The following is a 21,871-nucleotide window of genomic DNA, read 5'->3' as shown; positions in this document are numbered from 1 at the left end:
TCGAGAACGTATCTTTTAAAAGGATAATCAGCTTAAACCCGGCAAAGCCGGGTTTATAATTGTTTTAATCTGACTTAATCTAACCACTCGGTGTGGAACACACCGTCTTTATCAATGCGTTTGTAGGTATGCGCACCGAAGTAGTCACGCTGCGCCTGAATCAGGTTGGCAGGCAGCACTTCTGAGCGGTAGCTGTCGTAGTAAGCGATCGCCGCAGAGAAAGTTGGCGTCGGGATACCATTCTGAATCGCGTATGAGACCACATCACGCAGGGCCTGCTGATACTGATCCGCGATATCTTTGAAGTACGGAGCCAGCAGCAGGTTAGCGATACCTGCATCTGCTTCATAAGCATCAGTAATCTTCTGCAGGAACTGGGCGCGGATGATGCAGCCAGCACGGAAAATCTTAGCGATTTCACCGTAGTGCAGATCCCAGTTGTTCTCTTCTGACGCAGCACGCAGCTGTGAGAAGCCCTGCGCATAAGAGACGATTTTACCCAGGTACAGAGCGCGACGAACTTTCTCGATGAATTCCGCTTTGTCACCGGTGAAGGCTTTGGCCTGTGGACCGCTCAGTACTTTAGAGGCCGCAACACGCTGCGTTTTCAGTGATGAGAGGTAGCGGGCAAAGACAGACTCAGTGATCAGTGACAGAGGTTCGCCGAGATCCAGTGAGCTCTGGCTGGTCCATTTACCGGTGCCTTTGTTCGCTGCTTCATCCAGAATCACATCAACCAGGTATTTACCGTCTTCATCTTTCTTAGTGAAGATATCTTTGGTGATGTCGATCAGATAGCTGCTCAGCTCGCCGTTGTTCCATTCGGTGAAGGTTTCAGCCAGCTCTTCGTTGTTAAGACCCAGCGCGCCTTTCAGCAGTGCATAAGCTTCTGCGATCAGCTGCATGTCGCCATATTCGATGCCGTTGTGAACCATCTTCACATAGTGACCCGCGCCGTCCGGACCGATGTAAGCCACACAGGCTTCGCCATCTTCTGCACGTGCCGCAATCTTATCCAGAATCGGTGCAACCAGCTCGTAAGCCTCTTTCTGGCCGCCAGGCATAATGGATGGGCCTTTCAGTGCGCCCTCTTCACCACCGGACACGCCGGTCCCGATGAAGTTGAAGCCCTGATCGGATAGTTCTTTGTTACGACGAATGGTATCTTTATAGAAGGTGTTACCGCCATCGATCAGAATGTCGCCTTTATCCAGGTGAGGAGTCAGCGAGGCGATAGTCTTATCAGTCGCTTCACCCGCCTGTACCATCAGCAGGATACGACGAGGTTTTTCCAGCGATTCAACAAACTCTTCAACGGTGTAAAAAGGAGCAAGCTTCTTGCCCTGGTTCTCGGCGATGACTTCGTCAGTCTTTTCGCGTGAACGGTTGAAGATAGAAACAGTGTAACCGCGGCTCTCAATGTTAAGAGCCAGGTTGCGGCCCATCACTGCCATACCTACAACGCCGATTTGTTGCTTGGACATTACATACTCCTGTCTGTGGTCTCGCATGGTGTTACCCGTAACACCACTTTGTAAGTGATCGGTATGTTAACTCAGGATAGCGGATTAAAGGTAATGAATGGTGCGGTAGCATGATGAAATTATTTAAGTACAAATCACCGATTTAACAGAGATTTATAGAGTTTTGTATAACTTTGAATCATCTTTTCCGCTGTGAAGAGTGATTCAAAACGCAGCTGCGCAGCTGTACCATAGGTTTTAGCCAGCGAGGGATCATTCCAGATTTTATCCATTGCAGTACGCAATGCCACAGGATCTGAAGGTGGAACTACTAATCCTGTTACACCATCAATATTAATAAAGGTTGTTCCCGTCCCAATTTCACTGGATATCAGGGGCTTGGAATAAAGGGCACCCTCAAGCAGTGATATGCCAAAGGCTTCTGAGCGTAAATGAGAAGGAAAAACCAGGCAGGTGCAAAGTTGAAGTAATGCAGACTTATCACTATCTTCTAACGCGCCAAGGAAGTGGATGTTATCCACACCCAGTTGATGCGCCTGAGATTTCAGTTCTGCTTCAATAGGACCGGCACCAACAACAACGATGGGATAAACGCTGTTCTTAGCCGCTTCAATTAAAATGTGCAGCCCTTTGTAATAACGAAACGTGCCGATAAACAGGAAGAAGCCATCCGGAAATCTTGCCTGCCATTCTTGAAGAACGGCAGGATCGTTATTTTGATAGAATTTTTTATCAAGACCATAAGGAATAACTTCAACTTTGTTTTTGTACTGCTGCAGAATCGGACTACTTTCAACATAATTTGGTGAGGCGGCTACGATACGATCCACATTTGAGAGAAAACGATTCATCAGTGGCGTATAGAGTTTCAGTAACATCTTCTGTTTAACAATATCAGAATGATAACTCACCACCGACGGTTTGTTTATACCGGCAGCAAAGTGCATGAAATCCATGAATGGGTAAGGGAAATGGTAGTGAATTATATCAGCGCTTTCGGCCAGTTTTCTGAACTCCCGGATTGCTGAATATGAAAAAGGTGTCGAAGCCAGCTCGAGGAATGTTTTGACCCGATACACGGAATGATGGGCTAACTGGCTCTCTTTATCATTAAAAGCGGGGCTGTGAGTGAAAACCCTCGACAGGATATCCTCTTTTACCCCGCCTTCAGCAAGTTGATAAATAACCTGTTCAATGCCGCCAAATGTATCTGGATAGTATGTTTTATAACAGTGAAGAACCTTAATCATATAAATTTAGCAACCTGCTCGTAGGCTTCAATGGTTTTATCCGCGCATCTGGACCATGAAAATTGCATAGCACGAGCAAGCCCTAAGGCTGTCATGCGGCTTTTTTCATCAGCATCTTCAATCATTAATCGGAGGTGGGCAGTCAACGTATCAACATCCTCGGGAGAATGCATCAGAGGAGCATCCCCACCTACTTCAGGCAGTGATGTCGCATCAGAACAGATGACAGGAGTGCCTGAAGCCATGGCTTCCAGAACCGGTAAACCGAAACCTTCATATATCGATGGGAAAACGAAGCTGGTCGCTGCACTGTAAAGATGTGGTAACTCTTTGCCTGGCACAAAACCCAGATATTTTAACCAGCCTTCAGCCTCACCCTTTTTGAAGAGCCTGAACAACTCTTCGTTCTCCCAACCTTTGTAACCACTAATGACTAATGGAAACGCACCCTTATCGTTATAAGGCAGTGAGTCGAAGGCCTTTAATAGTGTGATGATATTTTTTCTTGGCTCAATCGTACCGGTATACAGAAAATAATTGCGCCATTTCAGCTGATACTTGCTGAGCACGGCGCTAACTTCAGTTTCTTGTCTTGGTCGAAACTGCTCATTGTATGCAAGTGGTGCAACGGTGATTTTTTCATTTTCAATACCAAAAAACTCCATCAATTCTCTTTTGGTATAATGCGAATCAGTAATAAGCATCGCGGATCGCGAGACCGTATTCCTCAATTCTTTTTGCATAAGATGCACCCGGCCTGCAGGATGAAACTGCGGCCAGTGAAAAACAGACAAGTCATGAAAAGTTGCCACGCAATGTTTAACGCGAGGTGGCAGATAATAGTTAGGACTATGAAAAATATGCTCTTTGAATTTTCTGAGTGCAACGCTTTTCATGACTGGAAAGGTCAGGCGGTAAATTTCACTTATGGCTTTGCTTTTTTGTAATCTGCGTTTAAAAGACTGAACAGACTGTGCTGACTCACTGGCTACGTTCAGTGACTCGCGAACTTTAGTACCATGAAGAAACGTGAGCTGAAGCTCGTCTCTTTCCTGAAGTTGCTTAGCAAGTTCAAACGCGTAACGGCCAATCCCGGTCAGTGGATATTTGATACAGTCCGTTGAAAAAACAACGTTTATTATTTTGCCTGTAGCATCCATTTGAGCGTTTCTCTGAGAGTGATTCTGGCGGAATTATTGCTAATTAAATTTTCCAGCAAATTGATATCGCCACAAAGCTCTTTTATTTCATTAGGCCGAACGAATTGAGGATTAACATTAATTCGGATCTCATGATTAGTTAACTCTTCACAGAGGTTTATAACCTCACGTAACGAATGCATTTGACCTGAAGCAACATTCACAGTCTTACCAAAAGCACGAGCCTGTAATAATTCCCGATAGTTTTTCACCACATCGCGAACGTCAGAAAAATCACGCCAGACATCTATGTTTCCTAACTCAATAACTTGTTGGCGCTCACGGAAGTGTTTAACAATTTTCGGGATAAGGAAATTATCTGCCTGCCCAACGCCGGTATAATTAAATGGCCGCGTAATGATGATAGGTAATTTGTCATAGAACAGCCCGGCCATATATTCCATAGCCAGCTTACTGACTGCATAGTCGTTTGCGGGCCGGGCGAACGTTGACTCCGGAAGTTTACCGGGTGTGTTATTACCATAAACATTCGCACTACTGGCAATCAGGACTGCTTCAGGACGTTTTGCAGATTCAGATAGCGCCTGCAACAGATTACGAGTACCACAGAGATTAACGTCATAGAATGCTTTTGGATCGGCATGCCCGACAAATGCTATTGCCGCAAGATGAACAACCACATCAGGTGAAGCAGCTTCTACCGCGTGTTTTACCGCTGCAGAATTTGTCAGGTCGACCTGTAAATAGTTTGACTTATTCTGGGCAGGTGAAGAACCGAAGCCAAATACGTCATATCCGGCAGCGGATAATTCCGCTGCCATATATTGGCCGGTAAAGCCCTTGATCCCTGTGATCAATGCTTTTTTGCCATTAGTCATATCAGAAGGAGAATCCCTGTTTGTTACGACGCAGATCTTCTTCAACCATCATGGCACAAAGCTCTTCCAGCGTTGTTTTCGGTTCCCAGCCAAGGATATCTTTAGCGCGCTGAGGATTACCGATCAACAATTCTACCTCAGCAGGACGGTAGAACTTAGGATTGACCTTAACGACTACTTTGCTGGTTGCGATGTCGATACCAACTTCCTGCTCATCTTTACCTTCAAAGCGCAATTCGATACCTGCTGCTTTGAATGCCATTGTGACAAAATCACGTACTGTTTCAGTGCGGTTAGTAGCGAGGACAAAAGTATCTGGCTCATCAGCCTGCAGCATCAGCCACATCCCCTCAACGTATTCCTTCGCAAAGCCCCAATCACGCTTGGCGTCCATGTTACCTAACTCAAGCACATCCAGTTTGCCGAGCTTAATTTTAGCAACTGAATCAGTAATCTTACGTGTTACAAATTCCTGTCCACGCAGAGGAGATTCATGGTTAAACAGGATGCCGCTAGACGCAAAAATGTCGTAGCTTTCACGGTAGTTAATAGTCATCCAGTGTGCATAGAGCTTCGCCACGCCATATGGGCTGCGCGGGTAAAAAGGTGTGTCTTCTTTTTGCGGGATAGCCTGCACTTTACCAAACATCTCGGAGGTAGATGCCTGATAGAAGCGAATTTTTGGATTAACGATACGAATCGCTTCCAGTAAATTCACCGGGCCAATACCGGTAATTTCAGCAGTTGTCAGCGGCTGATCGAAAGAGACCCCTACAAAACTCTGAGCAGCAAGGTTATAGACTTCAGTCGCTTTGCTTTCCTGCAGCAAACGAATACTTGATGACAGGTCAGTGAGGTCATATTCAACCAGATGCAATGCAGGGTTAGCCCGGATACCCAGTTCATCGATACGCCAGAAATTCACTGAGCTGGTACGACGGTAGGTACCATAAACGGTATAACCTTTATTCAGGAGTAGATCAGCAAGATAAGCACCATCCTGACCTGTAATTCCGGTAATTACTGCAGTTTTATTCGTCATTCGTAAACCCATGATTAAGAAAATTAAAATTGGTATCTAGGTGTTGAACTAAATCGATGATGCTTTAATAAGCGAATCAATTTCCTTCAGTATTTTGCTCAGGGCCTCAGTGTCACCTTTGGTTTCGACGTTAAGCCGCAGCAAAGGTTCAGTGTTTGAGGTTCTGACGTTGAATCTCCAGCTCTGACAATCGAGGCTCACGCCATCGGTATTATCCAGAGCAACTGAAGAAGATGAATATCTGTCGTTAAGCGCAGCGATAACCGCTTTCGAATCTGAAACTTTAAAATTAATCTCACCACTGCAAGGAAACGCCTTCATTCTTTCCGATACCAGTCCGGAAAGCGTCTCACCCTTCACCGCCAGCAGTTCTGCCACCAGTAGCCACGGAATCATGCCGCTGTCGCAGTAAGCGAAGTCACGGAAGTAGTGGTGCGCACTCATCTCGCCACCATAGACCGCATCTTCTTCACGCATGCGCTCTTTGATGAAGGCATGACCGGTTTTGGACATGACTGGAATACCGCCTGCACGGGTCACGACATCAATGGTGTTCCAGGTCAGACGCGGATCGTGAATGATTTTCGCGCCAGCCTCTTTTTTCAGAAACGCTTCGGCCAGCAGCCCGACAATGTAATAGCCTTCAATGAACTCTGCATTCTCATCAAACAGGAAACAGCGGTCAAAATCCCCGTCAAAGGCAATACCCATATCCGCCTGATGCTCACGCACCGCGTCGGAGGTGTCTTCACGACATTCAGGCAGGAGCGGGTTCGGGATACCGTTCGGGAAGTTGCCGTCGGCTTCATGATGTATTTTGATAAACGACACAGGCGCATTCGCCTGCTTGAAGCGTTTTTCAATCTCATCGATGATATGACCTGCAGCACCGTTACCTGAGTTGATCACCAGCTTCATCGGCTTAGTGAAATTACTCAGGTCGATGTAACCCATCAGATGATCGACATAGGCATCCAGCACAGAGATCTGCTTATAACTGCCGCGTTTGCCCTCTTCAACCGGAGCAAAGTTATTGGCTTCCGCCAGTCGCTGAACGTCGCGCAGACCGGTGTCACCGCTAACCGGGCGGGCACCTTCCCGTACCAGTTTCATCCCGTTGTAGTTCATCGGATTATGGCTGGCCGTTACTTCAATGCCGCCATCGATACCTAAATGAAAAGTGGCAAAATAGATCTCTTCTGTTCCGCTCATACCGATATCGAGCACATCAGTACCCGCATCGCGCAATCCATCGGCCAGTGCCAGCTTTAATGACTCGCTGGTCAGTCGGACATCGCCACCCACCACAATCGTTTTCGGGCGGATGAATTCGCCGTAGGCGCGGCCGATGCGGTAGGCAATATCTTCGTTCAGTTCCGTACCTAACTCACCGCGGATGTCATAAGCTTTAAAACAGGTCAGTGCTGCCATAATCTTGTCTGTCCTTACTTACTTGCAAACTGTTGTTTAATCAAAATGAGGTCGTCGTCACCAAGGTAAGAGCCCGACTGAATCTCAAGCAATTCCAGTGGAATCTTGCCTGGGTTTTCTAAGGTATGCGGGTGACCGATGGGAATAAAGGTGGACTGGTTTTCTGTCAGCAACAGGGTTTTATCCTGAATGGTGACCTGGGCTGTGCCTGACAGGATTACCCAGTGTTCGGTACGGTGATAGTGCATTTGCAACTCAAAGGCTTCACCCGGCTTCACCGTAATGCGATTCACGTTGAAGCGCCCCGTATTCACTACCAGATCGCAACGTCCCCACGGCCAGTAAGTTTCACGATGACGGCGATATTCGCTGCGGCACTCGCTTTTCAGGAACTCAACCACACGCTTAACATCCTGAACCTGGTCTTTGCGCGCGACCAGTACCGCATCCTTAGTGTTCACAATCACCAGATTTTCGACGCCAATAGCAGCAACAAGCTGATCTTCACTGTTGATGTAACAGTTTTTGGTATTGTGCAGGAAAGTATCGCCCTTCAGGGAATTGCCATGATCATCTTTATCATTCACTTCCCACAGCGCAGACCAGGAGCCCACATCACTCCATCCGGCCGCCAGCGGGACTACCACTGCGGCATCTGTCTGTTCCATGACGGCGTAATCGACTGACTCGTCCGGACAAGCGATAAAATCATCTTTATCGATGCTGATGAAATCGTTGCCTTCTTTGACGTTAGCCATGGCACGTCGGCAGGCTTCAATGATATCCGGACGGAATTTCTCCAGCTCCTGCAGATAGCGTTTAGCCCGGAACATAAACATGCCGCTGTTCCAGTAATACTCACCGGATTCCAGATACTGCTCAGCTGTACTCTGATTGGGTTTTTCGACAAAACGCTGAACCTGATAAGGACCGTTTTCTGCACCAGGCAGCGCTTCGCCACGCTGAATGTAACCGTAGCCAGTTTCCGGACCGGTTGGCACGATACCGAAAGTCACCAGCTTGCCCTGTTTGGCATAGGTAGTAGCGACTTTGATAGCCTGATGAAACGCAGCACGGTCTTCAATTACGTGATCGGCGGCCAGCACTAGCAGGACCGGATCATCACCCTGCTCTACGGCGTTTAGTGCAGCCAGGGCAATGGCCGGAGCCGTGTTGCGGCCTACCGGTTCGAGAATAATGTTATGAGATAGCTTGTTAATTTGTCGCAACTGCTCGGCAACCAGGAAACGATGCTCCTCGTTGCAGATTACCATCGGTGCGCGTGCTTCGACGCCGCTCAGACGATTAACTGTCTCCTGCAGCATAGAGTGCTCACCATGCAAACAGATAAACTGCTTAGGGTAAAGTTCGCGGGAAAGGGGCCATAAACGACTGCCGGTTCCTCCGGCCATGATTACGGGAAGTAACATTCCACATCCTCTAACAAATTCAAACATGCTATGCATATACGCGGGTCAATTTTTACTCATTACGAGTAAATAGCCACGCTACCGCCCCTGGCTTGCAGCAACCAATGCGCTGTGTGATGGGAAACACCCCTTCACAGGTTAGCTTGTCGATGCGCTGATTATATTTTATTCAAACGCATACGGGCTCCGGGATAACTGCAAATAGTACATTTTGTGCGGCAAAAATAACATGCCTAATCTTTCATTACCGCCTACAAAACTTAAGGGGAGCTAAACTTTATTCTGGTACTGCATTAAGAAAGGTCATCACAGGCAAAACAGCATAATAGCGTATCGGCAATCATGCTTTGCGCCTCTTCACAGAGTCGGACTGCACGATAGTGTGATTAAACGCGAACAAAGTCAGACCAGGATAATTCCGTATTCAGTCATTAAACAGCCACAATATGGCATTGAAGTAAGGATCGGGAGCCGGAATATACAATTCTGCTTAACGCAGGCAAAAAAAAAACCCGGCCGAAGCCGGGTATTTGCATATTTTTTCAACTACCGAAACCCATCCGGGTTCTTACTCTGCCAGTTCCACGTATCGCGCATCATCTCATCGATGCCGCGCGTCACGCGCCAGTCGAGCTCACTGTTTGCCAGTGACGCATCGGCCCAGAACGCAGGCAGGTCGCCATCACGGCGTGGCTTGATTTCAAACGGAATCGCCTTGCCGGAAGCCTTCTCAAACGCCTTGATCATCTCCAGCACGGAGAAGCCTTTGCCGCCGCCCAGGTTAAAGGCAGTGTAACCTTCAACTTTGTTCAGATGGTCCAGCGCTTTCAGGTGGCCTTCCGCCAGGTCAACCACATGGATGTAGTCACGCAGGCAGGTGCCATCTGGCGTATCGTAGTCGCCGCCAAACACACCCAGCTTCTCCAGACGGCCAATCGCGACCTGCGCGATGTAGGGCAGCAGGTTGTTCGGGATGCCGGTCGGGTCTTCACCGATTTCGCCAGACTCGTGGGCGCCAACCGGATTGAAGTAACGCAGGGCAATCGCTTTGAACTTCGGCTCTGCTTTCGCGAAGTCGCGCATCACGAACTCGGTCATCAGCTTAGAGGTGCCGTACGGACTGGTGGTGCCGCCAATTGGCGTAGTCTCAACGTAAGGAACCGGTGCATCTGCGCCATAGACGGTCGCTGATGAGCTGAAGATAAAGTTCCAGACGCCGGCATTACGCATTTCTTCCAGCAGCACCACGGTGCCCGCGACGTTGTTCTCGTAGTACTCCAGCGGCATGCGGGTCGACTCGCCCACCGCTTTAAGCGCTGCAAAGTGGATCACCGCTGAAATGCTGTTAGCAGCAAACAGGTCGCGCAGACAGGCACGGTCACGGATATCGCCTTCAACGAAGGTCGCCTTTTTACCCGCCAGTTTCTCAACGCGGTTAATCGCTTCGCGTGAGGCATTGCAGAGGTTATCCAGAACCACAACATCATCACCGCGCTGCAACAGCGCCAGTACCGTATGGGAGCCGATATAGCCCGCTCCACCCGTTACTAAAATTGCCATGTGAGCTCCTTTCAATCTGCCGCGCAGGACGCGGCGATTTAATTACTTTTGTTTTGCGAGAATCGTCTGGATAGCTTCGCGGAAATCGCGACCCTGCGCGTTGTTGCGCAGTCCGTAAGAGACGAACGCCTGCATGTATCCGAGTTTACGACCGCAGTCGAAACTGTGACCGGTCAGCAGCGAAACATCAACGGTTTTATGTTTGCTCAGGCTGGCAATCGCATCGGTCAGCTGGATACGGCCCCATGCGCCTGGCTCAGTGCGCTCCAGTTCTGCCCAGATATCAGCAGAAAGGACATAGCGGCCTACCGCAGCCAGGTCAGAGCTCAGTCCGGCTGTATCTTCAGGCTTCTCAACGAAATCGGTGATGGTGCTGATGTCGCCTGGGTGATCGATCGGCTCTTCCGTGGTGATCACAGAGTACTCAGAGAGATCGGACGCTGGCATGTGCTGCGCCAGGACCTGGCTGTGGCCGGTCTCTTCAAAACGGGCAACCATCGCCGCGAGGTTATAACGCATGTGGTCAGCGGTAGAGTCATCCAGCAGGACGTCCGGCAGCACCACCACGAACGGGTTATCACCGATCATCGGACGGGCACAGAGAATGGAGTGCCCCAGACCCAGTGGCTGCGCCTGGCGCACGTTCATGATGGTGACGCCTGGCGGGCAGATAGACTGCACTTCGCTCAGCAGCTGACGCTTCACGCGCGCTTCAAGCAGCGCTTCCAGCTCATAGGTGGTGTCGAAGTGGTTTTCAACGGCATTTTTCGATGCATGCGTGACCAGCACAATCTCTTTAATACCTGCGGCAACACACTCGTCAATGATGTACTGGATCATCGGTTTGTCGACGACAGGCAGCATCTCTTTCGGAATGGCTTTAGTCGCAGGGAGCATATGCATACCGAGGCCCGCAACCGGGATTACTGCTTTAAGCTTGGTCATATTTATTCCGTTTAATAAAATGAAGATGTGGGTCGATTATGCAGGATCGGCCGGAAGAGCAAGTATAATCTTTATCTGAAAAGCGGACAGTAACTCTCTGTCATAACTTGGAAATTCGGCATTTTGCCCATTGCCAGCGACACCATAAACTGAACAAAGACAATCAGTAATCGAATATTGCCACTGTGATCCGGAGCACTCTTCGTTGCAGGGCTGAGACCAGCCATAAATGAAAACGGGCGACCCTGAGGCCGCCCGTTGATATATCTGTGTGGTGATTACAGCCAGCCTTCAAACCACTCTGGCATCACGAACAGATTAAAGTGATTTACCAGCATCATCACGCCAACAAATACCACCGACACTGCCACCCACTGCCGGGCATACGGGATAAACCGAATGCCAATCACCGGCCTGATGAAGAACGGATGCGCCAGTGCCGAGATCAGGATCTGCGAGATAGAAAGCGTCAGTGCGACGTAGAGCACGTTTGGCCAGATAAAGGTGGTCGCCAGCACCGCCAGAACCACAATACTCGCCACGATGTTCCAGTAGAACTCCACGTTAGTGCGTCCGTTGGCCTGCGAAATCGCCCCGGTCAGTCCGCCCATCGGCCGCAGCATGCCAAACAGCAGCATCAGCGGGATCAGGTGATAAACCTGCTCATGTGACGCGCCATACAGCACACGCACGATAACCGGCGAGAAGATACCAATAGCCAGATACATGGCGCTGCTGAACAGCATGATCCCCAGCGTACCCTTCAGGAACAGCTTTTTCAGCTGCTCGGCATCGTGCTGTTTCTCAGCAAAGCGCGGCAGTGCCAGACGGTTAATCACCGGCGTGACCAGCTTCAGCGGTTGCAGCACCAGCTCTTTCGCCAGTGAGTAAACACCCAGCATCTCTGCGCCCATGACTTTACCGACCACCAGCGCATCGGCCTGGGTACGCAGCTGGTTAATGGTCTGCGAACCGAGCTGATAGCTACCGTAGCGAATTGCGCCGAAGAAGGTCGCTTTGTCGAATTCCCAGGTCGGACGCCATGACTTCTCACCCAGCGCAATCATGCAGAGGATGCGGGTAAAGGCGTTGATGAACAGACCCAGAATCGCTGCCGCCACCGTCAGCGAAGTGAACTCCAGCATCGCAACCACACAGAGGAAGGCAAACAGCTTGGTACCCATCTCAATCTTCGCCAGCGAGACCATCCGCTTGGTTTTGATGTAGTGCGCCTGATACTGCGACAGATGACCCAGCACCAGGAAGTTCAGGCTGGTCAGCATGATCAGCCCGGTCAGCTCCGGCAGGTGATAGAACCAGGAGACCGGGAAGGCGATCAGCAACATGATCAACCCGGTACACAGGCTGAGAGAGACGTTCACCCAATAGATGGTGCTCTGCTCACGACGGGTAATGTTCTGGCGATGCACCAGATAACTGCTCATCCCCATATCCTGCAGCACACCCGCCACCGCCAGGATGGCGTTGATGATGGCTAACAGCCCCAGCTCGTGGGTTTCCAGTTTGCGGGCGAGAAAGCTCAGCTGTGCAACCTGCAGCACCGCGGAAAAGCAGGTGCTGCCAAACAGCCAAATCGCCTGTGACTTAAATCCACTCACACCAGTCGCTCCAGAATCTGTGCCAGTTCGCCATAGGCAATATGCTGATTAAATTCAGTCTCAACTTTGTGACGTGCGGCTGCGACGACCGGCGCCACATCCACTTCACCCTGAGACAGTTTCAGCAGCGTCTCCGCCAGCGCTTCAGGGTCGTCCTCTTCCACCAGCCAGCCAGACACGTTGTTCTCAATCAGCTCCGGAATGCCGCTGTGGAAGGTTGAGACCACCGGCAGGCCGACCGCCATCGCCTCCATCAGGGCGACCGGAATCCCTTCCATATCGCCATCTGCGGCAGTTTTGGACGGCAGCAGAAAGATGTCAGCCTCGCTCAGCGCACGACGGATCTCCTCCTGCGGCTTAAAGCCCGGCATGCTGACACAATCTTCCATCCCCTCGCGGGCGATGAAATCACGCATCATCTCATCCTGATCGCCGTTGCCGATAATGGTGTACTGAAACTGACCGCCACGCTGCTTCAGGATGGCGCTGGCTTTCACCGCCACATCCAGCCCTTTTTTCTCAGTCAGACGCGCCACCGAAACGATACGCAGCGGCGTATGGAACGCCTGGCGCGGCTGGAAGTTAAACTTCTCCGGCTCAATGCCCATACGCGTCACGTGAATTTTCTCCGGCGGGCAGCCCATTTCAATCAGCTTGTTCTCCCACAGATGGCTGATAGGCAGCATCAGCTCACTCTGGCGGAACAGATTCACGTAGTCGAGTTTGTGCTCTTCCAGAATGTGACGACGGGAAATATCAGCGCCATGAAACACGGTCGCCTGTTTACCCTTAAGCACACCCAGTTCACGCAGCTTGTTTGCCAGGGCACCGGCATAGCCGAAATGCACCAGAAACACATCTGCGGTAAAGGTCTGCTTAGCATTCGCCACAATCGACGGCAGCAGCAGTTTGCTAGACTGCGCGCCATAACGGCGCACATTCAGCGAGCGCAGCAGCGACGGCTTCGTCACTTTTGGCAGCACCAGCTTGATACGCTGGTTGAGCTTATCGACAATTGAGATCTTCTCTTCCGGCAGCAGATAGTGGGTCTTCGCCGCCAGACCATACTCATCAAACGCCGCATGCCGGTTCACTAAATCGCCGGGAAAGACTGAAATAATCTCCACCTCGTAACCGGCATCAATAAAATGGGTCACCTGATTTAGTACGAATGTCTCAGAGGCAACCGGGAAACGCATGGTGAAAAAAGTCAGTTTCATCACATTACCCTAATACTTTGAGAATCTCTTCAGTGATCCGGTTGCCAATTTCCCTTTCATTCGCAACGGCCGTGTCGACCTTAAGCTTGATGTTGTCGTAGTCGGCAAGAACGGTTTTCACCTTGTCGATCAGCGAGCCGTCCATCAGGCTTTTTACATCGGTTGCCATCTGCGGCAGACCAAGCTGGTTCATCACACCCATCGACTTGTGCTCATAGTTGATCGCCACAGCCGGGGTGCCAAAGTTCATGGAGATAATCGCCGAGTGCAGGCGGGTACCGATGGTCAGATGGCAGTGACTCAGCAGGATGCCCAGTTCCAGGTCGTTAAACTCGTCCATGATGACATGGTAATGTTCAGGCTGCGCCACGTGGTCACGCAGCGTCAGCGCCACCATGCGGTCATCTTTGGCATAGCTGTCGATGCCGGTACAGGTGGAGAACGCCACAACCTGATAGCCTTCAGCAATCATCGCATTGATTACCCGGCCAAAGGCGGCTTCATACTCTTTCTGCGTCACGCCCAGACGCTTATCAAACGGTGCCAGTTCACGCACGGTGATCGCGATGGTTTTACGGCCATCGATAATGCCCTGCCAGTAGCGCAGGTTGTGGCTCGGATTTTCGACTTCACGCGCACGTACCAGGAATGCAGTATCCACGCCAGAGGCCACTTTAGAGCTGGTCACGCCGTCGCGCTTCATCAGATCAAGGCTGACTGATTCACGCAGTACCAGGCTGTCGACCCGATCAAAGACAAAGTTCGCCAGCGCATTGACGCGCGGGTTCTGGAAAGGCCCCACTGAGTGGCCGATCAGGTAGATCGGCTTTTTCGCCATCAGCGCACAGAGCGCATGATCAAACTGAGTCACGCCATAGAGATCGACGAAGAAGGATCCGCCAACCTGAATAATCGCATCATATTTTGCCAGGCTTTCGGTAAAGGCCTTCAGGTGCGGCGGCACAGAGAATGACTTAAAGATCCCGCCCTTGCCCAGATGTGCCATCATGATATCGGGCATCAGACGGTTCGCCACTTTACGCTTAAACGAACCGACCAGACCTTTACCTGATTTGCTGTTGTGCAGATACAGCGCATCCTGCTGAATATCCTGCTGGAGCAGATAACCGGAGCTGGTTGGATAACGGCTAATAACATCAATGTCTAAATCACTGCGTGCAGACTTCATCGAATCGATCAGTCCACGAAGAATCGCGCCATCCCCGCGATTCCCACACGTATGGTTACCCACCAATAAAATTTTCATAACAACTCCGAATGAATTTTTTTTAATTCTGTAAGCCGCCCAGATCCGAAATGGGCAAAATGAACTCTGTTTAAAGTAATGCTTTACGGGATAACGCACCCAAAGGTACTGCTCCTGTTAAACCGGCCGCCTCCATTGTGGCGGCCCTGAAACAAGGGGTTAAGACTTAATCGCGAAGTAAGGCAGCGCAACCTGTTTGCCGTTGATCACCACGGAAACAAAGCCTTCCGGCTTACTGGTATCGACCTGATCGGCGGAGAGCGGACGGGAAGCCAACAGCAGATCGCCCTGCTCGTTGGCCCCCACGCCCGCTTTGCCGTTATGCAGGCTGAAACGCTGCGGCGCGCGTTTGGCCGCGTCGCCTGACGGTGGATTGCCCTTCTCCATGACCGCATTGACCCGCGCACAGCGACCGGTCACAAAGCGATCTTTACCGGTGGTTTTCACCAGCACAGCAGCTGACGGCGTCCAGCCCGCCAGTTTGACGTAGAGATGGACATCGGTGTCATGCTCGGCCACATAGCGCACATCCACAATAGGGCTGCTGCCTTCGGCCGACCAGCTCGCTTCCGACAGGTCTTTCTTACGCTGTACGTGGATCACTGCGCGACCGCCGGTGGTCTTGTCACCAATCAGGTTCATCAGCGGCTTATCGCCACTGCCGTTACTGAACTGCGACTGACCAAAGATTTCGATCTCCCACGAATCACCCACCGTCGGTGAGTAGAGGCTGCCGAGATCAAACCAGGTCTCCTGATTTGTGTTGTTCTCTAAGCGCCAGCGCGAGGTGATGTAGTTGTACTTCAGGCTGCCATCCAGCGCGACACCATAGGACTCGACGCGGGTCGATCCCATCTCCCAGATGCTGAGCAGACGGTCGCCCTGCATGGAGTTGTCGATCCAGCTGCCCGACTGCAGGCTGGTCTGACGCATATTCAGACGGGTGTTGTGCGCGATCAGCGGATTCTTACAATCCTCCAGGCTCAGCGCATCAACGATCCACTGACCGTTAGAGAGGTCGCCCGGATTATCACAGTGTTCAATCCAGCCATTATGGATAATTGACTGGCCGCAGCGCGGCAGGTTAAGCACTTTGCCGCCACGGCAGTACTGCGCATTGAAGTTTGACAGCTCAATCGCGGTACTGTGGTCCCATTTGCCCTGCTTCTGACCTGACCAGCCCGATTTAATCACATCGCCGCTGCAGCGTGAGGCGTACCACTGGTCGATTTTACAATCGAGGGTATCCTGCAGGCTGATGGCCGTGCCGCCAACGGCGTTAAAGCGCAGGCAGGCACCCCGGAAATATTGTCCGCCAGGACAGTTGTTATGGAAAAAGCCCTGCTGGTTCGGACTCTTATCACTGTTGCCGTTGAAATTCAGGTTGGAAAGCTCGACACGACGGGCGTTCATCTGGAAGACGAACTCTGACTTACCATCCGAGACGATCGTGGTCGCCGGGAAGTAACCGAAGTTCACCATCGCACCGGACATGCGGAAGAAGTTGAGATACTTGTCGCCCAGGTTACAGGCGGAAACCATGAAGGTACCGGCCGGGAACTGGACGCAGATCTGCTGGTTAGCCTGCTGCGACCAGTTGAACATCGCCATAATGGCGGGTGCCGTATCGGTCTGACCATCGGCAATCGCACCGAAATCAAACAGCGTCAGGCGGTTAAAATCATCGACAACGCGACGCCAGGAGAAACCCTCACCGGCAAAATTTACGCCGCCATCATTCGGAACGGTCTGGAAGCTGCCGACAAACTCGCCGCCGCCTACTTCCCGCCCTTCATGCCAGCTTTTCAGCTTAACCTTGGCCCCTTCAAACAGCGGGCGGGTTTTGCGTAACTCCGCCACGGACGGGATCTCACCAATCAGCTGATAACCCGCCGGCTGTGCCAGACGCTGACTGAAATCGGCGGCGCCCGGACGGCTGACATCGGCGATGTTAAACAGGGTCTGACCGTTGTTGTCCTCGACCGTCATCGAATGCGAAGGATCGGCAATCAGTGCAGCGTTGTCCTGAATAAACTGGGCAAAGTTGCCCTTGTTCAGCGTGATAGGCTGAGCAATCTCAGACACTTTACCGCTGGCATCACGCAGGAAGACCGGGATTTGGTTACCCGGTTTGCTGGCATCCACACCCGCTTTACCAATCCAGAGTTTGCCCTCAAAGCCCTGCCAGAACTGCGGCGGCATGGCGTAGACATTCTCAGGCGTCAGGATAGGCACGTCGCCTTTAGGGATAGCCGCCGCATCAACCGGCTTCAGGGCAATGCCGTTACTTTTTGCAGCGTAGCTGGAAAAGGTGCTCACGGAGAGAGCCCCCACCAGAGCGGAGGCGGCGGTCTGTAAAACTTCTCTTCTTTTCATGCATCAATTCCCGTAGTCAATAAGGCCATTGGCCATGGCGGTGTCCCTGAGGCACGTCGCAAGTGAGCTTTTACAGCTCCGGTTAAACCAATGACAGCCAGCTTTGCTTAATCTGGTTACCGTCGAATTTCAGTGCGGTTTGTTTCGTTTTTTCGCTCATGGCATAGAACAGCGCGTCATCGCTGGCAAGCTGCTCCATTCGGGCCAGAAACGTGGCTTTGTCATTCATCGGCACCAGGAACCCATCTTCACCGTGGTTAATGATCTCCTGTGGCCCGGTCGGGCAGTCATACGCCACCACCGGCAGTGACCAGGATTTTGCTTCCAGCAGCACCAGTGGCAAGCCCTCGTAGCGCGACGTCATCAGCGCCATGTCGCTGTCGCGATAGTAGTCATTGATATTGCTGACCTTGCCGACAAACTTGACGCTGTCGGTAATGCCCAGCACGGCCGCCTGATCATGCAGCTGCTGACGCAGTTCGCCGTCACCGGCAATCACCAGCGTCCAGTCGGCATGAGTACGTGCGAAGTCGCGCCAGATATCCAGCAGCAGATCAAAGCCCTTCTGGTTATCCAGACGGCCCACCGCCAGCGCCTGACGATGACGGGTCTGACGCTGATACCCTTTGTATACCACCGGGTTGGGGATTGACTTGCTGGGAATGCGCCAGCGGCTGAACACCTGATGATCTTTTTCGGTCAGAACAATCACGCGGTCGTAGTAGCGCAGCAGCAGAAACTTGAGGAACTTGATTGGTTTGCTGAAGGAGTTAATGGCGATATGTTCGCAGGCGTAGGCTTTGCCCCGCTTCTTCTTCATGGCCAGCAGATTCCAGAAGGCGAACATCACGCTCAGGCGACCCATGCTGATCAGGAAAACGGTGTCGAAACCCTCTTCGTTGATGCGGGCTACCGCGCTTTTAATCGGGTTGCTCTGCCCTTCGAAGCTGACGATCTCTCTGACATGCTCAAACGGATAAAAGGTTTTACCGCTGCCTTCCAGCGAGTAGATGGTGACGTCATGCGTTTCGCCAAGACACTCTGACATAAAGTTACAGATGTTCTCGGTGCCCGCATACGAATAAGCATCTTTGATCACCAGGACAATTTTTTTCATGAAACGCTATCCACCTCAAATTTTAAAGACAATCCTGCCGACAGGCTTAACGATGCTTAAGGGTAAACAGCACACCATTCACCATATACCAAGCGTAATAGTAATAGATTTTTAAAGGATTGTTTTTATAGATAATTCTTAATAATTCAAGGTGCCACTGGGCAGCTTTGTTCTTATTACGTGAAAGGGAATCGCCTAATTCGTAATAGTTGACCAGAATCGTCTGAATTACGCGTGCCTGCTTATAGCGGGTGAATAATTCATACAAAAACAGGAAATCTTCGTGGCCTTTGCGCTGGAAGAAAAGCCCCTGCGGTGGACGGCGGAAACAGACGGAAGAAAAGCAGACGCGATACTGCTTCTTCACAAAGTTTTCCTGCTGCAGGTACGGTTTGCTGTAGGTAATGTCGTGCTCGGCCTTGCGGGTTTTATAGTGATATTCGGTAATCACAAAATCATCACCGGCCGCGATGGCCGCAACCTGCTGGCTCAGCTTATCGGCATGCCATTCATCGTCGCTGTCGAGAAAAGCGATAATCTCTTCAGTCGCCGCGCGCAGTCCGACGTTGCGGGTCTCTGCTGCGCCCATATTGACCGCATTATCCAGAATGGTAATGCGCGGATCCTGACAATGCTCACGCACAAATTCCAGCGAGTCATCCGTGGACTTATCGTTGACCAGATAGAGGTGCCAGTCGGTATAGTGCTGATTGATAACCGATTGCACAGCGCGTAATACCGTCTGACGTGCATTATACATAGGCATGACAATGCCAACGGTTCCAACAGAAGTATTCATCTTCAACCCTGAATTAAACGAAAAGAGAGGTGCTCCTGGCGTCAGGAGCAGAACGAGGCGCGGCGCGCGTCAAGAGAGTGCTTTCTCACCGCCGAAACGTGCTTTGACCTTGTCTTTAACCCGGTTCATAAAATAAGCACGGTTGTCTTTGTTGGTGAGGAAGAAGTAGCGCGCAAAGCTCAGGCTTGCCATCAGCGACTTGCCATCCATTTTGTAGCGCAGCGGCAGCTTAAAGGCTTTGTAGGTGTGGATATCACGCGGGGTAAGATGCGGCTTCATGCTATCGAGCCAGAACATCGAGTAGTTCACCGATTCGCCTTTATGTTTTGAGCCAAACTTAGTGACCAGGTGGTAGTTCGCCAGCGGCGCGGCGATCATCACAAAGTCATAGCCCATGCGGTCGGCACGAATGCAGAAATCATAATCCTGATGACGGATGTAACGGGTATCGAACTGAATCTTCGCCGCGTCTTCACGCTTCAGCACGATGGTGCTGGTCTGGATAAAGCCGTAGCAGCCGAACAGATACTCGGCGACGGTTTCATTTTTACCCGGCGGCTGCATTGGCATCACTTTCAGGAACGTGCCGTCCTGATAAATGTTCACCTGGCTGAAAATGACGAAGTTCTTTTTGCCCTGGGCTTCCAGCTGCGCAATCTTTTCACTCACCTGCTGCAGTTTATCTGCCGCCCACTCATCATCGGCGTCAAGGAAGCTGACATAGTCACCTGTCGCCAGCTCAATGCCTTTGTTACGCGCACCGGCCCCGTTGAGCTTAACCTCAGAGAGCACCAGATTGATGTCGAGCTCCTGATAGCGGTCGCTGCGAACCACCTCCGCCAGCGCGGCGGCATCCGCAGATTTATCATCCACGATGATGACTTCGAAATTACGATACGTTTGTGCTTTAACGCAATCCAGCGTCGTGACAATCGATTCTGACGCGTTATAAGCCGGAATTACGATGGAGAAACGAATGTCCTTCATTGCCAGCACCTCATTAAAATAGTTCAAAAATAATCCGTTCAATCGACAAGGGTCGACAAAAAACCGGTGTGCTTACCGTCGATCGCCCCTGTATGAATCTCTTCACGCAGGGGCGATCGATGGGTTAATTAGTGGACCAGCCAAAACTCACGCGCCACTTCATAGCCGGTAACCGCCTGCTTGGTCGAAATGGTGTTGTAGTAAAGGTAATAGAGCAGGAAGAAGACCAGCATGGCGTAAAGCGCGGGCTTCCACGATCGTCTGGCCTGGTAAATCAGCGAGGTCAGGATGATCGGCTCGACCTGTTGCAGATAGTTGGACAGACGCGAACCTGACGGGAAGTTGTACAGGAAGATCCTGATCGCACCGCCGATAGCAAAGCTCAGAATCAGCAGGTAGTTAAGGCGATACTGGGCGTAGTTTTCGCGCTTCAGCTCGTCGGTCAGCATGAAGTAGAAGAAGACGAACACCAGCATAATGTTCTTCAGGTTCGACACGGCCAGGATGCTGCCACCCATGGCATAGGACGGGTCATTGTTGTAGCCCGATGCCCTCTCCCCCAGCGACCCCAGATGACCGGCAATCAGAGCAATGAAGCTGGAACCGCCCACTACAGACAGCGGCAGACTGGCAACGATGATAATGACCGGCCACCAGCGCCAGTCACGAATAAACAGGAACGGTATCAGCGTGACGACCATGACACCGGTGTTGTGACTCGTGAACGACAGAATGAAGAAGGTAAACGCCCACCAGTAGCGCTTGAGATAGATCGACCAAAGGACGCCCAGGAACAGCGCCGAACTGAGGCCAAAGCGAATCTGGTTAATGTCTTTGTTGATAAAGATGTGGGCCGAATAGAGCACCAGTGCCAGCACCGGATAGGGTGACATCTTCCTGAAAAACCAGGTATTGATGGAAACAGCCGTGGCACAGAAAACAAACAGGAAGATGCTGGCATTGTGCGAAACCAGACTGGTGAGCCAGGCCATCGCAAAAATCAGCGGTTCGTAACGGAAAAACGCAACGGTTTTAAAGAAGCCGTTAATTTCAATGCGTCTTACAAAGTCCTCAAAGAAGCTCCGGTACTGAAAATCATCCATGCCGGTGCCGAGACCGCGTATTCCCCCGAAGATAATCAGCAAAACGGCAGCAAAACAGAGCAGCCAGGTCAAAATATGATTTGTGCGTTCGTCTTTTTTTAGCGCTATTTCAAACAGCGAAAGCAGCAGCAAAAAGCCTGATACATACCAATAGGGAGCCATGGTGTGATTCCTTAATTCCACAAGTTCTCATGCCAGCAACA

At 51.1% G+C, this 21,871-nt stretch carries 17 protein-coding genes; all 17 read right to left on the bottom strand.

The window, feature by feature from the left end; translation table 11 throughout:
• Window positions 1-74: 74 nt before the first annotated feature.
• The 17 genes from gndA to IV493_RS05535 all read right to left on the bottom strand — a co-directional run bounded on the left by gndA (window position 75) and on the right by IV493_RS05535 (window position 21,830).
• Window positions 75-1,484 carry an NADP-dependent phosphogluconate dehydrogenase gene (gene gndA / locus IV493_RS05615; protein ID WP_195857863.1) on the bottom strand — a complete coding sequence of 470 codons (1,410 nt, stop codon included), beginning with the start codon at window positions 1,482-1,484 and terminating at the stop codon, window positions 75-77.
• Between the two features lie 134 nt (window positions 1,485-1,618).
• On the bottom strand, window positions 1,619-2,734 hold the full coding sequence (locus IV493_RS05610; RefSeq protein ID WP_304622261.1) for a glycosyltransferase family 4 protein: 1,116 nt from the start codon (window positions 2,732-2,734) through the stop codon (window positions 1,619-1,621).
• Window positions 2,731-3,894 (bottom strand): glycosyltransferase family 1 protein, encoded by a 1,164-nt coding sequence (locus tag IV493_RS05605; RefSeq protein ID WP_195857862.1) that lies wholly within the window; start codon window positions 3,892-3,894, stop codon window positions 2,731-2,733. Before IV493_RS05605 ends, IV493_RS05610 begins: the two co-directional genes overlap by 4 nt.
• Window positions 3,873-4,772: a GDP-mannose 4,6-dehydratase gene (locus tag IV493_RS05600; protein ID WP_195857861.1), complete on the bottom strand. Its 900-nt coding sequence runs from the start codon at window positions 4,770-4,772 to the stop codon at window positions 3,873-3,875. Before IV493_RS05600 ends, IV493_RS05605 begins: the two co-directional genes overlap by 22 nt.
• 1 nt (window position 4,773) lies before the next feature.
• Window positions 4,774-5,814, bottom strand: coding sequence for a GDP-mannose 4,6-dehydratase (gmd, locus tag IV493_RS05595; protein ID WP_195857860.1), 1,041 nt, complete (start codon window positions 5,812-5,814; stop codon window positions 4,774-4,776).
• Window positions 5,815-5,862: 48 nt separating this feature from the next.
• Window positions 5,863-7,245, bottom strand: a complete 1,383-nt coding sequence (gene cpsG, locus IV493_RS05590; RefSeq protein WP_195857859.1) for a phosphomannomutase CpsG — start codon at window positions 7,243-7,245, stop codon at window positions 5,863-5,865.
• A gap of 14 nt (window positions 7,246-7,259) precedes the next feature.
• Window positions 7,260-8,675 carry a mannose-1-phosphate guanylyltransferase/mannose-6-phosphate isomerase gene (locus IV493_RS05585; RefSeq protein WP_195857858.1) on the bottom strand — a complete coding sequence of 472 codons (1,416 nt, stop codon included), beginning with the start codon at window positions 8,673-8,675 and terminating at the stop codon, window positions 7,260-7,262.
• 546 nt (window positions 8,676-9,221) lie between these two features.
• A complete protein-coding gene (galE, locus tag IV493_RS05580; protein ID WP_147789766.1) occupies window positions 9,222-10,235 on the bottom strand; it encodes a UDP-glucose 4-epimerase GalE in 1,014 nt (337 codons plus the stop codon).
• 42 nt (window positions 10,236-10,277) lie between these two features.
• Window positions 10,278-11,180 carry a UTP--glucose-1-phosphate uridylyltransferase GalF gene (gene galF, locus IV493_RS05575; RefSeq protein WP_013358455.1) on the bottom strand — a complete coding sequence of 301 codons (903 nt, stop codon included), beginning with the start codon at window positions 11,178-11,180 and terminating at the stop codon, window positions 10,278-10,280.
• A gap of 278 nt (window positions 11,181-11,458) precedes the next feature.
• Window positions 11,459-12,799, bottom strand: coding sequence for a lipopolysaccharide biosynthesis protein (locus IV493_RS05570; protein ID WP_033783657.1), 1,341 nt, complete (start codon window positions 12,797-12,799; stop codon window positions 11,459-11,461).
• Window positions 12,796-14,019 carry a glycosyltransferase gene (locus IV493_RS05565; RefSeq protein ID WP_013358457.1) on the bottom strand — a complete coding sequence of 408 codons (1,224 nt, stop codon included), beginning with the start codon at window positions 14,017-14,019 and terminating at the stop codon, window positions 12,796-12,798. Before IV493_RS05565 ends, IV493_RS05570 begins: the two co-directional genes overlap by 4 nt.
• Before the next feature lie 4 nt (window positions 14,020-14,023).
• Window positions 14,024-15,286, bottom strand: a complete 1,263-nt coding sequence (gene wcaK, locus IV493_RS05560; protein WP_013358458.1) for a colanic acid biosynthesis pyruvyl transferase WcaK — start codon at window positions 15,284-15,286, stop codon at window positions 14,024-14,026.
• Window positions 15,287-15,445: 159 nt separating this feature from the next.
• Window positions 15,446-17,662, bottom strand: a complete 2,217-nt coding sequence (locus tag IV493_RS05555; protein WP_147789767.1) for a phage tailspike protein — start codon at window positions 17,660-17,662, stop codon at window positions 15,446-15,448.
• 82 nt (window positions 17,663-17,744) lie between these two features.
• On the bottom strand, window positions 17,745-18,779 hold the full coding sequence (locus tag IV493_RS05550; RefSeq protein ID WP_095706906.1) for a glycosyltransferase: 1,035 nt from the start codon (window positions 18,777-18,779) through the stop codon (window positions 17,745-17,747).
• Window positions 18,780-18,825: 46 nt separating this feature from the next.
• Window positions 18,826-19,578, bottom strand: a complete 753-nt coding sequence (locus tag IV493_RS05545) for a glycosyltransferase family 2 protein (RefSeq protein ID WP_013358461.1) — start codon at window positions 19,576-19,578, stop codon at window positions 18,826-18,828.
• Window positions 19,579-19,647: 69 nt separating this feature from the next.
• Complete coding sequence (locus tag IV493_RS05540; RefSeq protein WP_195858154.1) at window positions 19,648-20,565, bottom strand: glycosyltransferase; 918 nt, start codon at window positions 20,563-20,565, stop codon at window positions 19,648-19,650.
• 128 nt (window positions 20,566-20,693) lie between these two features.
• Window positions 20,694-21,830, bottom strand: coding sequence for an EpsG family protein (locus IV493_RS05535; protein WP_013358463.1), 1,137 nt, complete (start codon window positions 21,828-21,830; stop codon window positions 20,694-20,696).
• Between the last annotated feature and the right edge of the window lie 41 nt (window positions 21,831-21,871).

The sequence above is a fragment of the Pantoea sp. SM3640 genome (genome assembly GCF_015654165.1).
Taxonomy (GTDB): Bacteria; Pseudomonadota; Gammaproteobacteria; order Enterobacterales; family Enterobacteriaceae; genus Pantoea; species Pantoea vagans.
Note: the sequence above shows the minus strand (reverse complement) of the source record. Positions and strands in the feature narration are given on the sequence as shown.

Coding starts and splice junctions, on each gene's coding strand:
- gndA (WP_195857863.1), bottom strand. CDS start 1,484: ATGTCCAAGCAACAAATCGGCGTTGTAGGTATGGCAGTGATGGGCCGC.
- IV493_RS05600 (WP_195857861.1), bottom strand. CDS start 4,772: ATGACTAATGGCAAAAAAGCATTGATCACAGGGATCAAGGGCTTTACC.
- IV493_RS05545 (WP_013358461.1), bottom strand. CDS start 19,578: ATGAATACTTCTGTTGGAACCGTTGGCATTGTCATGCCTATGTATAAT.
- IV493_RS05540 (WP_195858154.1), bottom strand. CDS start 20,565: ATGAAGGACATTCGTTTCTCCATCGTAATTCCGGCTTATAACGCGTCA.
- galF (WP_013358455.1), bottom strand. CDS start 11,180: ATGACCAAGCTTAAAGCAGTAATCCCGGTTGCGGGCCTCGGTATGCAT.
- galE (WP_147789766.1), bottom strand. CDS start 10,235: ATGGCAATTTTAGTAACGGGTGGAGCGGGCTATATCGGCTCCCATACG.
- IV493_RS05550 (WP_095706906.1), bottom strand. CDS start 18,779: ATGAAAAAAATTGTCCTGGTGATCAAAGATGCTTATTCGTATGCGGGC.
- IV493_RS05555 (WP_147789767.1), bottom strand. CDS start 17,662: ATGAAAAGAAGAGAAGTTTTACAGACCGCCGCCTCCGCTCTGGTGGGG.
- IV493_RS05565 (WP_013358457.1), bottom strand. CDS start 14,019: ATGAAACTGACTTTTTTCACCATGCGTTTCCCGGTTGCCTCTGAGACA.
- wcaK (WP_013358458.1), bottom strand. CDS start 15,286: ATGAAAATTTTATTGGTGGGTAACCATACGTGTGGGAATCGCGGGGAT.
- IV493_RS05610 (WP_304622261.1), bottom strand. CDS start 2,734: ATGATTAAGGTTCTTCACTGTTATAAAACATACTATCCAGATACATTT.
- IV493_RS05605 (WP_195857862.1), bottom strand. CDS start 3,894: ATGGATGCTACAGGCAAAATAATAAACGTTGTTTTTTCAACGGACTGT.
- cpsG (WP_195857859.1), bottom strand. CDS start 7,245: ATGGCAGCACTGACCTGTTTTAAAGCTTATGACATCCGCGGTGAGTTA.
- IV493_RS05585 (WP_195857858.1), bottom strand. CDS start 8,675: ATGTTACTTCCCGTAATCATGGCCGGAGGAACCGGCAGTCGTTTATGG.
- gmd (WP_195857860.1), bottom strand. CDS start 5,814: ATGACGAATAAAACTGCAGTAATTACCGGAATTACAGGTCAGGATGGT.
- IV493_RS05535 (WP_013358463.1), bottom strand. CDS start 21,830: ATGGCTCCCTATTGGTATGTATCAGGCTTTTTGCTGCTGCTTTCGCTG.